Source organism: Thermoanaerobacterium sp. PSU-2 (assembly GCF_002102475.1).
Taxonomy (GTDB): domain Bacteria; phylum Bacillota; class Thermoanaerobacteria; order Thermoanaerobacterales; family Thermoanaerobacteraceae; genus Thermoanaerobacterium.
Window position 1 is genome coordinate 251660 of sequence record NZ_MSQD01000001.1, and the last position, 18984, is coordinate 270643.

Annotated in this window: 18 protein-coding genes; 4 read left to right on the forward strand and 14 right to left on the reverse strand. The window is 38.5% G+C overall.

All coding sequences use genetic code 11. The annotated features are described in order from the left end of the window. Window positions 1-243: 243 nt before the first annotated feature. From BVF91_RS01420 to panD, 4 genes are read left to right on the forward strand one after another with little or no spacing between them, the layout of a single operon-like run. Window positions 244-1089, forward strand: coding sequence for a Rossmann-like and DUF2520 domain-containing protein (locus BVF91_RS01420; protein WP_085111751.1), 846 nt, complete (start codon window positions 244-246; stop codon window positions 1087-1089). After that, on the forward strand, window positions 1082-1906 hold the full coding sequence (gene panB / locus BVF91_RS01425; RefSeq protein WP_085111752.1) for a 3-methyl-2-oxobutanoate hydroxymethyltransferase: 825 nt from the start codon (window positions 1082-1084) through the stop codon (window positions 1904-1906). The genes BVF91_RS01420 and panB overlap by 8 nt, the downstream gene beginning before the upstream one ends. After that, window positions 1903-2754: a pantoate--beta-alanine ligase gene (gene panC / locus BVF91_RS01430; protein ID WP_085111753.1), complete on the forward strand. Its 852-nt coding sequence runs from the start codon at window positions 1903-1905 to the stop codon at window positions 2752-2754. The genes panB and panC overlap by 4 nt, the downstream gene beginning before the upstream one ends. Next, window positions 2754-3107 carry an aspartate 1-decarboxylase gene (gene panD, locus BVF91_RS01435; RefSeq protein ID WP_085111754.1) on the forward strand — a complete coding sequence of 118 codons (354 nt, stop codon included), beginning with the start codon at window positions 2754-2756 and terminating at the stop codon, window positions 3105-3107. Before panC ends, panD begins: the two co-directional genes overlap by 1 nt. A 40-nt stretch (window positions 3108-3147) precedes the next feature. Here the strand turns inward: panD and BVF91_RS01440 are convergent, their stop codons facing one another. The 14 genes from BVF91_RS01440 to BVF91_RS01505 all read right to left on the reverse strand — a co-directional run bounded on the left by BVF91_RS01440 (window position 3148) and on the right by BVF91_RS01505 (window position 18976). Beyond that, complete coding sequence (locus BVF91_RS01440; protein ID WP_085111755.1) at window positions 3148-4224, reverse strand: CapA family protein; 1077 nt, start codon at window positions 4222-4224, stop codon at window positions 3148-3150. A gap of 113 nt (window positions 4225-4337) precedes the next feature. Then, window positions 4338-5555, reverse strand: a complete 1218-nt coding sequence (gene tyrS / locus BVF91_RS01445; RefSeq protein WP_085111756.1) for a tyrosine--tRNA ligase — start codon at window positions 5553-5555, stop codon at window positions 4338-4340. Between the two features lie 43 nt (window positions 5556-5598). Then, a complete protein-coding gene (locus BVF91_RS01450) occupies window positions 5599-6189 on the reverse strand; it encodes an HD domain-containing protein (RefSeq protein ID WP_085111757.1) in 591 nt (196 codons plus the stop codon). 84 nt (window positions 6190-6273) lie between these two features. Further along, complete coding sequence (locus BVF91_RS01455) at window positions 6274-8196, reverse strand: aconitate hydratase (protein WP_085111758.1); 1923 nt, start codon at window positions 8194-8196, stop codon at window positions 6274-6276. A gap of 17 nt (window positions 8197-8213) precedes the next feature. Continuing rightward, entirely contained in the window at window positions 8214-9365 is a 1152-nt protein-coding gene (gene nifV, locus BVF91_RS01460) for a homocitrate synthase (RefSeq protein WP_014756991.1), read from the reverse strand. Between the two features lie 120 nt (window positions 9366-9485). After that, a complete protein-coding gene (gene glcT, locus BVF91_RS01465) occupies window positions 9486-10322 on the reverse strand; it encodes a glucose PTS transporter transcription antiterminator GlcT (RefSeq protein WP_085111759.1) in 837 nt (278 codons plus the stop codon). A 28-nt stretch (window positions 10323-10350) separates the two neighbouring features. Then, window positions 10351-10839, reverse strand: a complete 489-nt coding sequence (locus tag BVF91_RS01470) for a PTS sugar transporter subunit IIA (protein ID WP_085111760.1) — start codon at window positions 10837-10839, stop codon at window positions 10351-10353. A gap of 100 nt (window positions 10840-10939) precedes the next feature. Continuing rightward, complete coding sequence (gene nagE, locus BVF91_RS01475; RefSeq protein WP_085111761.1) at window positions 10940-12328, reverse strand: N-acetylglucosamine-specific PTS transporter subunit IIBC; 1389 nt, start codon at window positions 12326-12328, stop codon at window positions 10940-10942. A 153-nt stretch (window positions 12329-12481) separates the two neighbouring features. Further along, complete coding sequence (locus tag BVF91_RS01480; RefSeq protein ID WP_085111762.1) at window positions 12482-13432, reverse strand: DUF7916 family protein; 951 nt, start codon at window positions 13430-13432, stop codon at window positions 12482-12484. Between the two features lie 129 nt (window positions 13433-13561). Next, a complete protein-coding gene (locus BVF91_RS01485) occupies window positions 13562-15208 on the reverse strand; it encodes a methyl-accepting chemotaxis protein (protein WP_085111763.1) in 1647 nt (548 codons plus the stop codon). A 96-nt stretch (window positions 15209-15304) separates the two neighbouring features. Next, window positions 15305-16600: a pyrimidine-nucleoside phosphorylase gene (locus BVF91_RS01490; protein ID WP_085111764.1), complete on the reverse strand. Its 1296-nt coding sequence runs from the start codon at window positions 16598-16600 to the stop codon at window positions 15305-15307. A 15-nt stretch (window positions 16601-16615) separates the two neighbouring features. Continuing rightward, the gene (locus tag BVF91_RS01495) at window positions 16616-17785 is read right to left on the reverse strand and encodes a phosphopentomutase (RefSeq protein ID WP_085111765.1); all 1170 of its coding nucleotides are present in this window, start codon (window positions 17783-17785) and stop codon (window positions 16616-16618) included. Between the two features lie 58 nt (window positions 17786-17843). Beyond that, window positions 17844-18239, reverse strand: coding sequence for a cytidine deaminase (locus BVF91_RS01500; protein ID WP_085111859.1), 396 nt, complete (start codon window positions 18237-18239; stop codon window positions 17844-17846). A 14-nt stretch (window positions 18240-18253) separates the two neighbouring features. Next, entirely contained in the window at window positions 18254-18976 is a 723-nt protein-coding gene (locus BVF91_RS01505) for a GntR family transcriptional regulator (protein WP_085111766.1), read from the reverse strand. Window positions 18977-18984: the final 8 nt, after the last annotated feature.

Sequence of the window (18984 nt, forward strand, 5' to 3'; positions counted from 1 at the left end):
CTATATTAGATGAAATTTTACCATACAAATCTTAAGACAAGCAAATTTTCTTGACTTTATCGAATCAAAGTGCTATTTTTATTATGATGGTATCCCGAGTGGAACCATACATGATGTTAAAATTTTAAAAGTTTATACCTCGCCAGGATCATATGACCGGGACGGGAGATAAGATGGTGTATTATGCCTTCCGTGCGGAAGGTTTTTTTGTTATCTCCCACATTTGAAGGGAGTGTTGTTTAAATGAAAGTAGGTTTCATAGGTGCAGGAAAAATAGGCACAGGTTTAGGTATTTTATTGTCACATTCTTCAATAAAAGTCTCTGGATATCTAAGTCGAAATGTAAATTCATCATTGAACGCATCATCACTTACAAATTCTGCTGCTTTTTCAAAATATGAAGACATTATAAACGCATCAGATGTAATCATAATAAGCACAAAAGACGACTGTATAAAATCTATCGTGGAAGAAATCCTGAAACACAAATCTATTATAAACAATAAAATCTTTGTCCACTTAAGCGGCTCAATATCTATTGATGTACTAAAGCCTCTTAAAAAATATGGACACACGATGGTCATACACCCGATTCAAACATGCCCATCAATAAAAGCTGCCGTCTCTCTGCTTCCCGAAAGTTACTTTACAATTGAAGGAGATGACATTGCTGTAAATGTCGGAATAAGTATAACTAAAGCAATAGGAGCAAAGCCAATAGTAATTAATGGCATTAATAAACCCCTTTATCACGCAGCATGTGTCATAGCATCAAATTACCTTGTTACACTTGTAAAAGCTGCCAATGAACTTTTAAAAGCTTCTGGATTTCCTTTTGACAAACATCCAGATCTGCTTTTACCGCTTATAAATGGAACTTTGAAGAACATAAGTGAAAGAGGATGTGATGCATCATTGTCAGGTCCTATTGCCAGATGCGACATAGAAACGGTCAAAAAACATGTGGAAAACATAAACGATGATGAAATTTTAAAACTATACAAAGCCATGGGAAATACCACAATAAGACTTTTTAAAGGCTCAAGTGATGAGAAAATATCGGAATTGGAGGAGATATTTAATGAATGATAAAATAACAGTTTCTACTCTAAAGAAATTAAAAAAAGATGGCATAAAGATAACTGCATTGACTGCCTATGATTATCCGACAGCAAAGATATTGGATGAATGCGGTATTCATTTTATACTTGTAGGCGATTCTCTCGGCATGACAGTATTAGGATATGATAGTACCATACCTGTCACAATGGATGACATGGTACACCACACAAAGGCTGTCACAAAAGCAGTAAAAAATGCTTTTGTTGTGGCTGATATGCCTTTCATGTCTTACAACATATCTAAAGAAGATGCACTTAAAAATGCTGCTCGCCTTTTGTCTGAAGGAGGCGCACAAGCCGTAAAGCTGGAATGCGGCATCGAAATAGCTGAAACAGTAAAGGCAATCGTGAATGCCGGCATTCCAGTAGTAGGTCACATAGGCCTCACACCTCAATCTGTAAACAAATTAGGTGGATACAAGGTTCAAGGCAAGGATGATAAAACAGCATCAAAGTTAAAAAACGATGCAAAATCATTAGAAGATGCCGGTATCTGCGCTCTTGTCTTAGAATGCGTACCGATGGATCTGGCAAAAGAAATCACTGAATCTCTGTCAATACCTACAATAGGCATCGGAGCAGGGCCATACTGCGATGGTCAGATACTTGTATTTCACGATATGCTGGGGCTTACACAGGGGCATAAGCCAAAATTCGTAAAGCAGTACGCAAACATCAGCCAAATAATAAAAGATGCCGTAGGAAGCTATATATCAGATGTCCAAAATCAATCCTTCCCAACTGATGAATACTCATTTGCTAATAGAAAGAGTGATGAAAAATGATGGTCGTTGAAAAGATACAAGATGTCAGAGAAATCATAAAGTCGCAAAAGAAGCAAAATAAAAAGATAGGGCTTGTGCCAACCATGGGCTATCTTCATGATGGGCACCTTTCCCTCATAAAAAAAGCTAAAGAAAATTCGGACTTCGTATGTGCCAGCATATTTGTAAATCCAATCCAATTTGGACCAAACGAAGATTATGACAAATATCCAAGAGATGTTGAAAGGGACATTAAACTGTTGGAAAATCAAGGTTGCGATCTTGTTTTTATACCATCGGTAGAAGAAATGTATCCAGACGAAAGGCTTACGACAATAACCGTAAGGAAAATCACAGACAAGCTTTGCGGTGCATATAGACCAGGACATTTCGACGGCGTATGCACTGTAGTGGCAAAACTTTTTAATATATTTACGCCAGATATAGCAGTATTCGGCCAAAAGGACGCTCAGCAAGTAGCTGTAATAAAGAAAATGGTGGAAGACTTAAATATACCAGTCGAAATAATTGCATCGCCTATAGTAAGGGATGAAGACGGATTAGCACTAAGTTCAAGGAATACTTACTTAACTGATGAGGAAAGACGTGCAGCACTAATTTTAAACAAGTCACTAAAAGAAGCAGAAAAACTCCTTGTATCTGGAGAAAGAAGTGCAGAAAAAATCTTAGATGCTGTGAGAAAAACTTTAGAAGATGAGCCTCAATGTAAAGTACAGTACGTCTTATGTGTTGACCCTGATACGTTGGATGACCTAAACACTATAGGTGATAAAGCATTGATTGCAATTGCATGTTATATAGGAAATACGAGATTGATTGACAATCTACTATGGGGTGTTGATGAATAATGCAGCGATTTATGATGAAATCTAAAATTCACAGAGCAACCGTCACAGATGCAAACCTAAACTACATGGGCTCTATAACTATTGACAAGAGATTAATGGATCTTGCCGACATTTTGCCCGGGGAAAAAGTGCAGATCGTTAATAACAACAACGGTGCAAGATTCGAAACGTACGTCATAGAAGGAGAAGAAGATTCAGGCACTGTATGTTTAAACGGTGCTGCAGCAAGACTTTGCGTCCCCGGTGATATTGTGATCATAATTTCATATGCAATGATGGATGATGAAGAAGCTAAAACTTATAAGCCGAAAGTAGTATTTGTTGACGAAAAAAATAGGCCTTTAAAAGATTAAAAATTTAAAAAGAGCAGTGTAATTTCAATACATTGCTCTTTTATTTAATTTCATTTGATAAATCCGCAATCTTTTTCAATACCCTTTCTTTTTCGCTGCCTTCTAATATGACGGGTCTAAAATCATTCCGATCTTTTAAAGAGGAAATCGATATAGGTATTAAATTCATGTTTGATAAACTGATTAGTCTTTTTGAATTATCAAACGTAAAAGACTGTTGAAAGATGAATGCATCTTTGTCTGATGGGTTTCTGTTGCCGCCAAAGATGAAATTGCCTAAAGAATAGACTATGTACTTGCCATTGTATCTTTCTATGCCCTCTATCACATGAGGGTGTGTGCCCAAAACAAGATCTGCTCCTTCATCAACTGCATAATGTCCTAATGCTACCTGTATCTTATTGGGATAGTACTTTCCCTCATCACCCCAGTGAAAGCATACGATGACTAAATTGGTTTGCCTTTTCATATCCTGAATATCTTCTCTTATTTGCTTTTTCAAATCTTCAGGAAAGCTCCAACCTGTATAACCTAAAACTCCTACTTTTATTCCTTTGATTTCCTTTATGTACTTATACCCATATCCAAAATAGCCTATTCCTGCTTTTTTAAGGGTATAAACTGTATCATCAAATCCTTGCCTTCCATAGTCAAAAGAATGGTTATTGGCCAAATTTACAGCATCAACACCACCATCTTTTAATATATTTACATAAATGGGATTGCCTCTAAACTTGTACTCTTTGTCGGCCTCTTTTGAAGCATTTGTCAACGTCCCTTCTAAATTGACTATTGTCATGTCATCATTTGTAAAGATGCTTTTCACATTTTGAGTAAAATACCCGTAATCGCCACTGTGCTTTTGAAACTCTGCGTCAAATGTGTACTCTTTGCCAAAGCTTTCGTCAGATCCCAGCGTCGTATCACCTGCAGCGCTTATGGTAATTTTTATCGGAGCATTATTTACATTTTTATCATCTATCGATGCTATCTGCTTTAGATTATCATTGCCAACTTTAGAGGTTTCTTGTATGATGCCGTTTTTACCCATTGTCACCTCATACGATATAAAAAATGCAGCTATCATCACAAGTACAGAAATTATAAATTTTTTCACAATGCCCACCCCTTTTATCCCATGTATAATTATATAATATTTTACAAATAAGTAATAATTAATAAATTATAAAATTTATAAAAAAATATGGCGCACACTATGTACGCCACACATCATGTAAGGATTATCTTGTTGTAAGACTTTTTACCTCGTCTTAAAATCATGTAACCTTCCTTAAACATGTCTTCTGTAACTACAGCATTTACGTCTTTTACATTTTCATCATTTACGTAAAGGCCACCTTGAGTAATAAGCCTCCTTCCTTCGCTCTTTGAAGGAATTATGCCCGTCTTTACAAGAACATCCAACAAATTTGATCCTAACATGTCGCTTGTAATCGTGGAAGTAGGCACATTGCTTAAATCTCCTCTGCCCTCAAACAAGGCTTCTGCTGCCTTTTTTGCTTTTTCAGCCTCATCCACACCATGTACAAGTTTTGTAACTTCGTACGCCAGAACTTTTTTGGCCTCATTTATCTCCTTATCCTTTAAAGAGCCAAGTCTTCTGACTTCATCCATAGGCAAAAATGTCAACAATGAGAGGCACTTTTCAACATCTGAATCATCTATATTCCGCCAATACTGATAAAAATCATACGGCGGCGTCTTATCAGCATCAAGCCAAATAGCTCCCTTTTCAGTCTTACCCATCTTCTTCCCTTCACTTGTAGTAAGCAGAGTAAATGTCATGCCGTAAGCTTGTTTTCCTTCTTTCCTCCTTATCAGATCGACGCCTGCCAATATGTTTGACCACTGATCGTCTCCGCCCATCTGAAGCACACAGCCGTACTCTTTGTTTAGCATAAGAAAATCGTACGCTTGCATAAGCATGTAATTAAACTCTAAAAAAGAAAGTCCTCTTTCAAGCCTCGTCTTGAAGCATTCGGCAGTAAGCATCTTATTTACAGAAAAATGTACTCCTATATCCCTTAGAAACTCCACATAGTTAAGATTTAAAAGCCAGTCAGCGTTATTGGCAAGTATCGCTTTGCCATCTGAAAAATCTATAAAGCGGCTCATTTGTCTTTTAAAAGCTTCGGCATTGTGTGTTATCTCCTCTTTCGTCAGCATCTTTCTCATATCTGTCTTGCCAGTCGGATCGCCTATCATGGCAGTGCCACCGCCAATTAAAGCAATAGGCCTGTGTCCTGCCCTTTGCATGTGAGCCATAACCATAAGCTGCAAAAAATGTCCAACATGCAGGCTATCTGCCGTCGGGTCAAAACCTATGTAAAAAGTAACCTTTTCTTTCTCAAGTAATTCTTTGATTTCATCTTCATGCGTCATCTGCTGTATAAAATTTCTCTCTTTCAATACATCAAAAACCGACATCAAATTGACCTCCTATATTCTTAATATTTATCAAAAATTTTAATTATCTTTCAATATATCCCTTGTTTATTGCATCTTCCAATATATCATTGATAAACTGCCATAGCTCTGGCGCTATCTCGCTGACTATTTTGTTTCTCTCAAGAACTTGATGGCTTTTTACCCCATGCTCTCTCCACGAATGCCCATTCGTATAGTAATTATGTATTATAGGCTGCATCCTATCAAGGGCAGATGCAAATTTTGCATCTTTAGTTTTGCGTTCTTCAAATTCTTCCCACAAGGCCTTTATCTCCTCTGCCTGATCTTTAGGCAAAATATTAAATAGCCTCTCTGCCGCTTTTTTCTCTCTTTCTGCTTTGTCTTCATATCCCTTCTCATCGTACACAAATGTGTCACCAGCATCAATCTCTACAATATCATGTACAAGAACCATCTTAATCACATGACTAACATCGATTTTTTCGCTTGCGTATTCAGAAAGGACTAACGCCATCATTGCAAGATGCCAAGAATGCTCAGCATCGTTCTCATGGCGTGTGCCATCCATAAGAAGCGTCTGCCTAAATACTTGCTTTAATTTGTCTATCTCTTTCAAAAACTCTATCTGTTTTTTAAGCCTTTCATTTTCCATAAGTAAATACCCCTCTTTTCGCATATATTTTTATTATATACCAAAGAGCTTACTAAAAAAAGCATGCCGTAGCATGCTTTTTCATCAAACCTTATCTTTTTTTCTCACGTAATTTATGAGTCCACCTTCTATTAGGATTTTCCGATTTCTGTCGCTGACGTCAAGATCTACTTCAAATTCATACCCTTTCGTCACGTTCTTGACGACAATCTTGCCTTTTGACTTGACTTGATTTACAGCACCTTCAATCTTGAGCACATCGCCTTCATCGATCTTGTCATAATCATCTTCACTTACAAATGTTAAAGGAAGAATTCCGCTATTTATGAGGTTTGCCTTGTGTATCCTTGCAAATGACTTTGCAATTACTGCTTTCACTCCCAGTTGAAGCGGCGCCAACGCGGCGTGCTCCCTGCTGGAACCTTGACCGTAGTTATTTCCGCCAACTATTATGCCACCGCCATTTTCTAAAGCTCTCTTAGAAAAATCAGGATCTATCGTCTCAAAGCAATGCTTTGAAAGCTCTGGAATATTAGATCTGAGTGGTAAAAGCTTAGCATTAGATGGCATAATGTGGTCTGTCGTAATGTCGTCCCCTACCTTTATCAAGACGGCCTTTTCAATATCTGCAAGAGGAGTATTGATAGGGAAAGGCTTTATGTTTGGACCTCTTACAACATCAAATTCATCCGCATTCACAGGCGGTTTTATTATCATATTGTCATTCACCAAAAATTCACTGGGCATCTCTATCTTGATTTCTTCTCCTAACTCCCTTGGATCTATGAGATAACCAGCCAATGCGGATGCAGCAGCTACTTCAGGACTTACCAAATACACTTTTGCTGATTTTGTGCCACACCTTCCATAAAAGTTCCTGTTAAATGTCCTAAGAGATATGGCATTTGTAGCAGGAGCCTGACCCATGCCTATACACGGACCACAGGCTGTCTCTAAAATCCTGGCGCCAGCCGAAATCATGTCTGATAATGCGCCATTTTTTGCAAGCATGTTCAAAACTTGCCTCGAGCCAGGAGATATGACTAAGCTTACTCCTTCTGCGATAAGACCACCTTTTAATATGGCCGCTACCTTCATCATGTCCATGTAGGACGAATTTGTGCAAGATCCAATCGCCACTTGATCGACTTTTAACTTTCCTGCATCTTTCACTTTTATTACATTGTCAGGACTGTGTGGCAGTGCCACCATAGGCTCTAATTCGTCAAGATTGATTTCAATGACGCCATCATACTCAGCATCATCGTCTGGCAACAGTGCCTCAAAGTCATCTTCTCTCTTTTGGGCTTTTAAAAATTCATACGTGCGAAAATCAGATGGGAAGATAGATGTAGTCGCTCCCAACTCTGCTCCCATATTTGTTATAGTAGCTCTTTCAGGAACGGACAGTGTTGCAACGCCATCGCCTGTGTACTCAAATACCTTGCCGACTCCACCTTTTACAGTAAGCCTTCTTAAAAGCTCAAGTATAATGTCTTTCGATGATACCCATGGTTTTAATTTTCCAGTGAGTCTAACGTTAATCACTTCTGGCATTACCAGCCTATAGGGCTCACCTGCCATAGCCAATGCCACATCAAGTCCTCCAGCGCCTATTGCCAGCATACCTATGCCACCACCTGTAGGCGTATGACTGTCAGATCCTAATAGCGTCTTACCTGGTTTTCCAAACCTCTCAAGATGGACTTGATGGCAAATACCATTGCCTGGCCTTGAGAAGTATATTCCATGTTTCGCAGCAACTGTCTGGATGTACTTATGGTCGTCTGCGTTTTCGAAGCCTTCCTGCAGCATATTATGGTCAACATAAGCGACAGAAAGCTCTGTCTTGACTTTGTCGACTCCTAAAGCTTCCAGTTCCAGATAAGCCATAGTGCCTGTAGAGTCCTGCGTCAGTGTCTGATCTATTTTAATAGCGATCTCCTGCCCTTTTACAAGTTCTCCTTCTACCAAATGCTTCTTCAAAATTTTTTGCGTTAAATTCACTTGTCATCCCCCTCTTATTAAATTGCCTTAATCTTAGATATGTGCTCTTCATAAAGATATATCAATTCTTTATCAAAAAGCGGTCTTTTAAGCTGAATAGACAAACTCCTCACATAAGGTAAAAGTTCTTTTGCTTCCTCCTCAGGCAATACTCTTCCGTACTCTTTGAACTTATTTATTAACGCTGCCGTACCTGAATGCTTGCCTATCACAATCTGTCTTTCAAGACCTACTTCATCTGGATCGAATATTTCATATGTGTGAGGATCTTTAAGAGCTCCATCAACATGGATTCCCGACTCATGTGCAAACACATTTGTACCAACAATTGCCTTCCACGACGGCAGTTGCCTTCCAGATGCTGTAGATACGTACTCTGAAATCTCTCTAAACCTTTTTGTGTCTATATTGATGTCGTACTTATACACGTGCTTTAGTGCCATAACGACTTCCTCTAATGCTGCATTTCCGGCTCTTTCACCGAGGCCATTTACAGTGACTCCTATAAAATTAGCACCAGCTTTAAAACCGGCAAGAGCGTTTGCCGTAGCCATTCCAAAGTCGTTGTGTGTATGCATCTCAATATCTATATCTATGGCTTCTTTAATCTTTTTTATGATGTCGTATGTCTTAAAAGGATCCAATATGCCTACAGTATCGCAGAATCTCAATCTGTCTGCACCTGCTTGTTTTGCACACCTTGCAAACTCTATGAGAAAGTCCATATCTGTCCTGGATGCGTCCTCTGCGTTTACAGAAACGTAGACGCCGTCTTTCTTGGCGAATTCAACAGCACTTGTCATGTGATCTAAAACCCATTGCCTTGAAGTTCTAAGCTTGTGTTCTATGTGTATATCTGAAGTCGAGATTGAAATCGCAACAGCATCAACACCGCACTCTAACGATTCTTTCACATCATTTACAACAGCTCTGTTCCATGCCATTATACTGGCATTCAGTCCAAGTTTTGCAATTTTTGCAATCGTCTCTTTCTCATCTCCGCCCATCGTTGGAATTCCGACTTCAAGTTGATGCACGCCAATTTCATCTAACATTTTCGCAATTCTGATTTTCTCACTATTAGCAAAAACAACACCGGCTGTTTGTTCTCCATCTCTCAGTGTTGTATCGACGAGGTACAATTTACCATCCTCTTTTTTGAATTTCATCGAACTTCCCCCTTCTTAAATCAAAGAAACTTATGTATATATTTTATTCATATAAAGAAATAAAGTCAATAGTTTTTGCAACTTTTTATATTTAAAATTGCAAAAGCCAGATTATACGTACTAATCTGGCTTTTGCATATCATTCATCAATCTCTGTATGTGTATGGCTAAATAACCTATTTCATCTTCAGGCACATTCGTCCCTAATGAATTTCCGATGTGTTTGGCAATGCTTGCAGCTATTTTATAAGCCTTCTTAAATTTTCGCTTTATCGGAAGAAGAAGCTCATTTGAAATCGGCATACCCCTTTCTATTCTGTCTACTGCAAATTTCAAGTGCGTAATAAGCCGCAGGTAATCAATAGAATCTGTTTCAATCTTCCTGCCTATCATATCTTCAATGCTTTTCACAAGTTCAGAAACAAGCCTCGTATTTTTCATGGTGACTGACACACCAGAATTTTCGAATGCCGCATGAAGGTGCAGTGCAATAAAACCTGCTTCATCCTCAGGAAGCCTTACATTTAGCCTGTCTTTTATTAAATCTATAGCTCTAAGTGCTATTTTATAGTCATCTTTATAAAGGGCACTTATCTCTTGATTAAAAGGGTTCTTTATGTCTATCCCACCTTTTATTCTTTCAATGGCAAACGCTATATGATCAGGAAGCGCTATGTGAATGTGTTCATTCAGTTTCCGACCTTTCACATTTTCAGCGTATGCTATAAGCTCCTCAGATATTCCAATAACTTCATCTCTTATGTTGTTAAGTAATTCTGAAAACTTTACAACATTGGCTTTTTCTTGCAGATAGTAGACCTTCTCAATTCTTTCATTTATCACATCGCCTGGCTTTTTAGAAAACCCTATGCCTTTCCCTACAACTATACACTCTACATTCTTTTCATCACAGGCCATCACAACATTGTTATTCAATACCTTTAAAGCAGTGAACATTACCCTCCCCTCCTAAAGTTTTTATATATCATTTTAAGTTTATTTTCATTATTTCAGTTTTTCCCCCTTCAACTGTGACTCCATTCTCTTTTTTCTTCATCTTTTCTACAAGTTCCATGTTAGTAATGATTACAGGGCTTATGATAGGATGATTTTCTTTTACCTTGTCAATGTCAAACACTATAAGTTTATCGCCTGTTTTAACTTTCTGCCCTTCTTCGACAAAACTTTCAAAACCCTCCCCTTTCATCTCAACTGTATCCATTCCAATGTGAATAAGTATTTCAAGTCCACCAGACGATCTTATGCCTATGGCATGTTTCGTAGGAAAAAGTTGAATTACCTCACCATCTACAGGAGAGTACACTACACCATCTTTAGGCTCAACTGCGACACCATCACCAACCATTTTCCCTGAAAATACTGGATCAGGAACATCTTCAATATTTATCAATCTTCCGTTAAATGGTGATACTATTGTTTCGCCCATAAACTTCTTCTTAAATATATTGAACATAAGAACCAATCCTTTCAATAATATTGTGCATAAAATAATAATATATAATTTATTGTTAATAGTAAAATATATTTTAAGCGGCCGTAAAGGCCGCTAATGATCATTTTTTCTTCATCCGCTTTTGCATCTCTTGTGCTATTAAATCGGCTTTTGTGCCAACAATAACCTGTAGTGCCCCTTTGCCCATCCTTATGACGCCATTCGCTCCAGCTTTTTTAAGTTCATCGTCGTTTATGACAGTGTCATCTTTGACGCTTAAGCGCAGCCTTGTGATGCAAGACTCCAAAGATACGATGTTACCAACTCCTCCTAAAAGCGCCAAGTAGTTCTGAGCCATCTCACCTATATCAGAACTTGACAATTGCTCGTTGCTCTCATCCGTGTCCTCATCAAGCCTTCCCGGTGTAGGCAAATTCAATTTTACGATTAGGAAGTAGAAAACAACGAAGTAAACTGCAGCGTAAATTATTCCTATCAGCAATAAAAGTAGCGGTTTAGATGATATTCCAAAGCTTAGGATGTAGTCTATAAGACCTGCAGAAAATCCAAAGCCCATCCTTATTCCAAGCAAATACGTTATTGCCAGCGACAAACCTGTTAAAATCGCATGTACAACGTACAAAACAGGTGCTAAAAACATAAATGCAAACTCAATTGGTTCTGTTATACCTGTGAGGAAAGCTGTAAGTGCCGCAGAAATCATGATACCAGATACTGCTTTTCTGTTCTTTGGCTTAGCAGCCATCACCATAGCAAGCGCTGCTGCAGGCAATGCAAACATCATTATAGGGTAGAAGCCTGTCATAAATCTACCGGCAGTTGGGTCTCCTGCATAAAATCTATTTAAATCACCAGTGACAACTGCACCAGATGCAGATTTAAACGACCCAAATACGAACCAAACGAGGCTATTAATCACGTGATGAAGTCCAACCGGAATAAGCAACCTATTCAATACTCCATAGATAAATACGCCAAATGCGCCTGCACTTATTATCCACTTTCCTAAAGCGTATATGACATTTTGTATTGGCGGCCATACATAACCTGCCGCAAAAGCCAATACCAAAGCTGCCAATGATGTAATTATAGGAACAAATCTCTTGCCTCCAAAGAAACCTAAGAAATCGGGCAATTTTACGTCGTGGTACCTATTGTACAAATAACCAGCTATGATACCTATAAGGATACCGCCTAAAACGCCCATGTTTATGTCTTTATTTATCGTCGTTGCACCTTTCGTCAATACCAAATATCCGACAGTAGCTGCCAGACCAGCAACTCCATCGCCACCAGCGAAGCCTATTGCTATGCCTATCGCAAAGATAAGTGGCAAGTTGTCAAATATGGCTCCGCCAGCATTTGTGATAAACGGAATGTTGAAAACATCCTTTGCGCCAAGCCTTAGAAGCAACGCGGCAGCAGGTAAAACTGCTATTGGAAGCATCAAGGCTTTGCCGAGCTTTTGTAAATTACCTAATCCTTTCATTGACTATACCTCCTTAAATTTTTTGGCATAAAAAAGAGCTGGCAAGGTATCAAAACCTAACCAGCTCATGCCTGCTTTACCAGTAACACGCTGAAATCATCATTTATTCGTTTACAATATCATTATACTCTATACTTTTTATCTTGTCAATACCTATTTCTTTATCGAATAAGCCATCCTTCTGTACGTATGTCTTACACCTCTTATGGCGATAGATAAAGCCATTATATTTTCTGGTGTTGCTATTCCAGGCGCGAATCCAGCGTCGCCTATATGCTGTATGTCGCTGCCAGCCATCTTGGATTGCAGCGCAATGTTCTCAATTATACTTTTTTGCGATCCTTCTTGAGATGTGCCAATAGCAGTCAGCGCTAACGCACCTGCATCGTGCACAACATCAATCATCTTTTTTGCTACAGACAAATCGATTCCCGGTACAGTTCCCGGTGCAGGTATGAGTATACAGTCAGCACCAGCTTTGACAAACTTTTCAAGCAATTGTGGATCGTATATATTGCCTGACCCTGCACCATGCATCTTGCCAGCAATTATCATCATGTCGTCACCTAATAAGCTTCGCGCCATTTCAATGCCATTAACTATTGTTTCAACACTTACTCCCGTATTTGGATTTCCTGTTATCATGATGTAGTCAAAACCATAAAACTTAACCTTTTCAAGGTTTTCCCTGTTTAATTTCCTGCCCTCTACATATTGGACATCATCAGGAACAGGTTCTACGTTGACGCCAATTACCCTACCAGTTATTTCTTTTAATTTCTTGATGTAATTTGGATCGTTTAAATTCTTTGAGGCTCTTTCTGCGAGCATTCCTATTTCTCCAAATCCTTTAGAGATATTTACATCCAGATCATCAATTCCGAATATAAAAGGGCTTTTAAAATCAAAAAAGTTTAGCGTTATTAAATCTGCACCAAATGCTGCCGCTAACTCCGGATTTGATACACCATAAATCGGCGTTGGAAAAGTCACTATCGTCTCTGCCATGACAGTCCTTCCCTCAGATAGCCGTATGGTTTCAATCAATTTCCTGCCCGTCATGTTCATGATGTCGCTTGATGTTAGCTCAAAAATTCTCTTCATAAATTACCATCCTTTCTTCCTAAAAAATAATAGCCGGCAAGGTAATAAAACCTCACCGGCTAATGCCTCATTAAGAGTTACACGCCATCTAATGCAATTATACCAAATCTTTTTAAAAATGTAAAACCATCATAACTTTTTGACTACTTTCGTTATACTTTCCATATTGGCCTTTTGTTCTTCTGTAAACGCAACCTGATTATTTACATAATCTAAATTCTTTGTGTTGTTTTCGTCTACTCTGTTTATAATATCCAAAAGTTGCTCAGAAGACGCCAAAAGCTCCTCTACTTGAGCTGATATGTTTTGTGATGCGCCCATGACGCTCTTTACAGCATTTAAAGTCTTATCAGAGCTTGCCGCAGTTTCAGAAGTCACGCTGGATATGTTCCCAATAACAATAGAAATCTCGTCAAATGCCTTCTTTACATCGTTAAATATATCCAATACTTTGTTGACTTCCATTGCTGCTTTAGTTGAATTGTCTATGTCATTTATTACGCTGTCAATTGTCACACCTGTGTAGCTGGTTATGTTCTCTATTATTTCGCTTATCTTTACGACGCTGTCTGTAGACTGTTTAGCCAATTTTCTTATCTCATCTGCCACAACCGCAAAGCCTTTTCCGTATTCTCCAGCTCTTGCGGCTTCTATAGCAGCATTTAAGGACAATAGATTCGTCTGATCGGCTATCTCTGATATGGCTGACAATATCTCTTTTATTCCACCCATCTTCTTGTCCAACTCTTTCAGTTCGTTGGAATTGACTTTTGAATTTTTAAGGCTTTGATTCAAGGTATTTATAAGATTTCTTACAACATCGCCTTGACTTTTTACATTTTCCTCTATTTCTCTTATCTTTGATATAGCGCTATTCATATCACTTAATAAAGTATCAGAAGATCTTGCCAATTCTTCATTAACTTCAGAAACATTTGATATAGACATAGCCACTTCATTGGCATTTTCTGCAATAGTGTTGATGCTTTCGGTAAGCTGCTCAATACCGTCTCTCGACATTTTGATGTTTCCAGTATTCTCCTCTGCCATCTTCTTAAGATGTATTGAAGAATCAAGAACCTTTTCAGAATGCTCCATCGACTTACTTACTTCGCTGTTTATAAGCCTTGATAGCTTTCTCAATCTCCTTACGGTTATCAGTGAGTAAATGATTATCACAATTAGGATTACTGCGCTGATTGCGACAGACATCTTAAATGTCCTGTCGTTTTGCGATATCATATCGTTAAACATTGGCAAAAATCCCTGCGAATATTTATTGCTAAAGTCTGTCATGCTGTTTTGTATCTGCGTTGCGTAATAGCTTACCTTCAATGTCTTATCGCTGTCTTGATCGAGTATGTACTTCTCATTTAAGCTGTCTATGGCCGAACTGATATTTTTTATGCTGTCATTGATGCTATCAACATCTGATTTTAGCTGATTGTATATATTAGTGCCTTTGAAATCGTCTAAAGCGTTTCCAAGATTGTTTACATTTTGGGATATATTGCTTAAATCTGTCCTTAAAGCACTTTTGGTGCTTTGCCCCATCGTGTAATTATTTACATCATTGAGAAGGACACTGCTGTACTGCGCCAACTGCACCTGTGAATTTGAAATGTAAAGCACCTGGTTAATGACAAACTTTTTTAAATTGTTGATGTTATTTTTTGTGTTTATCATTCCCAGATTTACCGTAAATGATAATACCAAAAGCAAAATACCGATTACTACAAACGCTCTTATAAGTTCGCCCCTTAATGTTTTTGTCATTTACACCCCTCCATAGATAAAACCTTTTGACTACTATATCGGCATTAATAGTAAAATGTTAAATGATTGCAAAAAAAAATTCCTCATTGAGGAATTTTACATGTAAATCAGTTGAGGTCTCTCCACATATTGACCAGATACTAATATATATTTTTTGATTTCATTCATCGCCCAATCCAGCTTATTTTTATCATTAGCATATACTGTAGCAATAGGTTGGCCTTTCTTTATGAAGTCACCTATTTTCCCGCCTAACATTATGCCAACCGATAGATCTATTGTGTCTTCTTTTGTAGATCTTCCAGCACCTAATCTCATGGCGATAAGACCTAAGTCTAATGCATACAAATCTTTTATATACAAATCTTCATCAGCAATCCACGATTCAACGTATTTAGCCTGTGGCAGCAATGAAAGATCATCTACTATCCTTTCATCTCCACCTTGAGCTTTTATAAACTCTCTAAACTTTTCCAAGGCCTTTCCACTTGTCAATGCTTCTTCCATCATCTTCTTTGCTTCATCGGTATCTTTTGCAACACCAGCAATTGTAAGCATATCAGCACCTAAAACCATGCACACATCGATAAGGTCCTTCGAACCATTTCCTTTTAAAACATCAATAGCTTCTACTACTTCCAATGAATTGCCAATAGCAAGTCCCAATGGCTCATCCATATTTGTAACGTGTGCTATTGTCTTTCTTCCAACGGAATTGCCTATCTCAACCATGAGATTTGCAAGCTTTTTGGCGCTTTCTATGTCCTTCATAAAAGCACCGCGGCCCACCTTTACATCCAGCACAATTCCATCAGCACCAGACGCAATCTTCTTGCTCATTATAGAGCTTGCTATAAGTGGTATCGAATCGACTGTGGCGGTTACATCTCTTAAAGCGTAAAGCTTCTTATCGGCTGGTGTCAGATTGCTGGATTGCCCTACGACAGCTATGCCGTATTTATTCACATTGTCTATAAATTCTTGTTCACTTAGTTCAACCCTCATGCCCGGTATTGATTCAAGCTTATCTATCGTACCACCGGTATGGCCCAATCCTCTTCCAGACATCTTTGCAACAGGAGCACCACACGCTGCCACAAGAGGCGCTAAAACTAGAGTAGTAGTATCTGCGACACCGCCAGTAGAATGTTTATCAACCTTAATACCTTTTATTTCCGATAAATCAAGCACATCACCAGAATGGGCCATAGCCATCGTCATGTTTGCTGTCTCTTCGTTCGTCATGCCATTAAAGTATATAGCCATCAAAAGAGCACTCATCTGATAATCAGGTATATAGTCTTTTGTGTATGAAGATATGATGAAATCTATCTCGTCTTTTGTAAAGGTGCCTCCATCTCTTTTCTTCATTATAAGGTCGTACATTCTCATAAAAGATCCTCCTTATCAAAATGGCAATTCATTAAGAAATGACGTTCCATGGCCAGTTCCCTCAACGTCAAATATTTCTGCAATGGTTGCGGCAATATCAGAAAATGTCTGTCTTACGCCTAAATCTGTACCATGTGTAAATTTGCGGTTGTACACCAAAAGCGGCACATACTCCCTTGAATGGTCTGTGCTGGCCGTCGTAGGATCATTTCCATGATCTGCTGTAATAATGAGCAAATCATCATCGTTAAGCTTTGACATTATTTCAGGAAGGTGGTCATCAAAATATCTAAGTGCATCTGCATATCCTTGAGGGTTGTTTCTATGTCCGTAAAGCATATCGAAATCCACTAAATTTGTGAATATAAGGCCATTTTTTACTTTATCCAATGCTTTTAAAGTCGCAATTATGCCATCCTTATTATTAGTAGAATGGTCTTTTCCCGTTATGCCACATCCTGCAAATATGTCTTCAATCTTGCCTATCGCAAAAACCTCATGCCCTGCGTCTTTTAACTTATCCAATATAGTCGGGCTAAATGGTTTTAAAGAAAAGTCCCTTCTGTTTTCCGTTCTCACAAAATTCCCCGCTTCCCCAATAAAAGGCCTTGCAATGACTCTGCCTACCGCATAATCGCCTGTCAGTATTTCTCTGGCTATCTCACACATCTCATAAAGCTCATTTAAAGGTATAACGCCTTCATGGGCAGCGATTTGAAAAACGCTGTCAGCCGATGTGTAAACTATCGGATAACCTGTCTTTACATGTTCTTCTCCCAATTCTTCTATTATCTCTGTCCCCGATGCAGGCTTATTTCCTATGACTTTTCTTCCTATTCTTTCTTCAAACTTATTTATCACTTCATCAGGAAATCCATTTGGAAATGTAGGAAAAGCCTTATCTATCCAAAGACCTGCTATCTCCCAATGTCCCGTCGTCGTGTCTTTGCCTGCAGAATGTTCTTGCATCTTCCCATAAGCACCTATAGCCGACTTATCAGCCTCTACACTTTTTAGCGGCAGTATGTTGCCAAGTCCCAATTTCCCTAAATTAGGAAGCTTTACTCCTGTCACATCGCATATGTGTCCAAGAGTATTTGAACCTACGTCACCATATTTATTCGCATCTGGCGCTTCACCAGCTCCAACGCTATCTAATACAATAAGTAAAACTCTGTTTACCATTTAATCACCTCTATCAATAATGCCCTCAACAAATAATATTAAATAAATATCACGAATATTATTTTTCATCTTTCAGAGAAAATGCATACGGAAGAAGATCTTTCGCTTTTTTTATTACAAAATCTCCTTTCATGTTTCCCAAGATGACAGTCATGTCTTCTCCACCTAACTCGTACATGACTTGTCTGCATGCGCCGCAAGGTGACACAGGTCCATCTGTATCGGCTACAACTGCAATCGCCTCTATATCTCTATCACCATTTGCATAAGCGCTAAAAAGTGCAGTCCTTTCAGCACAATTAGTAAGTCCATATGAAGAATTTTCGATATTGCATCCTTTATATATCTTCCCATTACTTGTTATGACGCAGGCACCGACTTTAAATTTAGAATATGGTGCATAGGCACTTTCCCTCGCCTCTTTTGCAACCTCCAACAGCTTTTCGTAATCCATAATCATACCTCCCATCAGTCCCGCTTCCTGATGACGTAAAAGTCGAACTTATCAGCATTAAAATAATTTGATGAGAAAAGAATCGGCCTATTGTTTTCATCGTAATGTATTTGCTCTAAAAGCAAAACCGAACCATTTTTCCCTATATTAAGCTTTTTCTCCAATATAACATCATTCTTCACGACTTTAATGCTTGATACAGCATACGTTATCTTTATGTTGTACTCTTTTTCCAAGAAAGTAAACATAGATTCTTGGAAACCGCTAAAATTATCTCCTACAATTTTGTAGGGCAATCTATCAACACAGTAGACAACAGGTATGTCATCAGCAGTCCTTACCCTCTCAACTTTGTAAATTTCTTCACCAGGATTTAGCTTTAATTTTTCTGCCTCACTTTCTAAAGCAGGCAATCTGTAGAAAGTAAAATCCTTTGTGCCAGGCTTCATCCCTTGCCTTTTAATAAGGGACGTGACGCTGAAAAGCTCCTCAAGCCCACTTCTTATTATCGGCTTTTTCCGGACAAATGTCCCGACGCCTTGCTGCTTCGTTATAAGGCCTTCATCTTCCATTATTCTCATAGCTTCCCTGAGTGTAGCCCTGCTTATGCCAAATTCTTTCGATAGAGAAGCTTCAGAAGGAAGTTTCATTCCTTCCTTCCATACACCAGTCTTAATAAGCTCCTCCATCTTATTCAATGCTAATTCATAAAGTGGCTTTTTGTCAGGAATTAACATATTAATCC

Bases quoted from the DNA above. Each gene is read 5' to 3' on its own strand.
- nifV (WP_014756991.1), bottom strand. From the start codon at position 9,365: ATGAAATTCAAAAAAGAGGATGGTAAATTGTACCTCGTCGATACAACA.
- BVF91_RS01495 (WP_085111765.1), bottom strand. From the start codon at position 17,785: ATGGTAAACAGAGTTTTACTTATTGTATTAGATAGCGTTGGAGCTGGT.
- BVF91_RS01470 (WP_085111760.1), bottom strand. From the start codon at position 10,839: ATGTTCAATATATTTAAGAAGAAGTTTATGGGCGAAACAATAGTATCA.
- BVF91_RS01450 (WP_085111757.1), bottom strand. From the start codon at position 6,189: ATGGAAAATGAAAGGCTTAAAAAACAGATAGAGTTTTTGAAAGAGATA.
- BVF91_RS01485 (WP_085111763.1), bottom strand. From the start codon at position 15,208: ATGACAAAAACATTAAGGGGCGAACTTATAAGAGCGTTTGTAGTAATC.
- tyrS (WP_085111756.1), bottom strand. From the start codon at position 5,555: ATGTCGGTTTTTGATGTATTGAAAGAGAGAAATTTTATACAGCAGATG.
- nagE (WP_085111761.1), bottom strand. From the start codon at position 12,328: ATGAAAGGATTAGGTAATTTACAAAAGCTCGGCAAAGCCTTGATGCTT.
- BVF91_RS01505 (WP_085111766.1), bottom strand. From the start codon at position 18,976: ATGTTAATTCCTGACAAAAAGCCACTTTATGAATTAGCATTGAATAAG.
- panB (WP_085111752.1), top strand. From the start codon at position 1,082: ATGAATGATAAAATAACAGTTTCTACTCTAAAGAAATTAAAAAAAGAT.
- BVF91_RS01480 (WP_085111762.1), bottom strand. From the start codon at position 13,432: ATGAAGAGAATTTTTGAGCTAACATCAAGCGACATCATGAACATGACG.
- panD (WP_085111754.1), top strand. From the start codon at position 2,754: ATGCAGCGATTTATGATGAAATCTAAAATTCACAGAGCAACCGTCACA.
- BVF91_RS01490 (WP_085111764.1), bottom strand. From the start codon at position 16,600: ATGAGAATGTACGACCTTATAATGAAGAAAAGAGATGGAGGCACCTTT.
- glcT (WP_085111759.1), bottom strand. From the start codon at position 10,322: ATGTTCACTGCTTTAAAGGTATTGAATAACAATGTTGTGATGGCCTGT.
- panC (WP_085111753.1), top strand. From the start codon at position 1,903: ATGATGGTCGTTGAAAAGATACAAGATGTCAGAGAAATCATAAAGTCG.
- BVF91_RS01500 (WP_085111859.1), bottom strand. From the start codon at position 18,239: ATGGATTACGAAAAGCTGTTGGAGGTTGCAAAAGAGGCGAGGGAAAGT.
- BVF91_RS01420 (WP_085111751.1), top strand. From the start codon at position 244: ATGAAAGTAGGTTTCATAGGTGCAGGAAAAATAGGCACAGGTTTAGGT.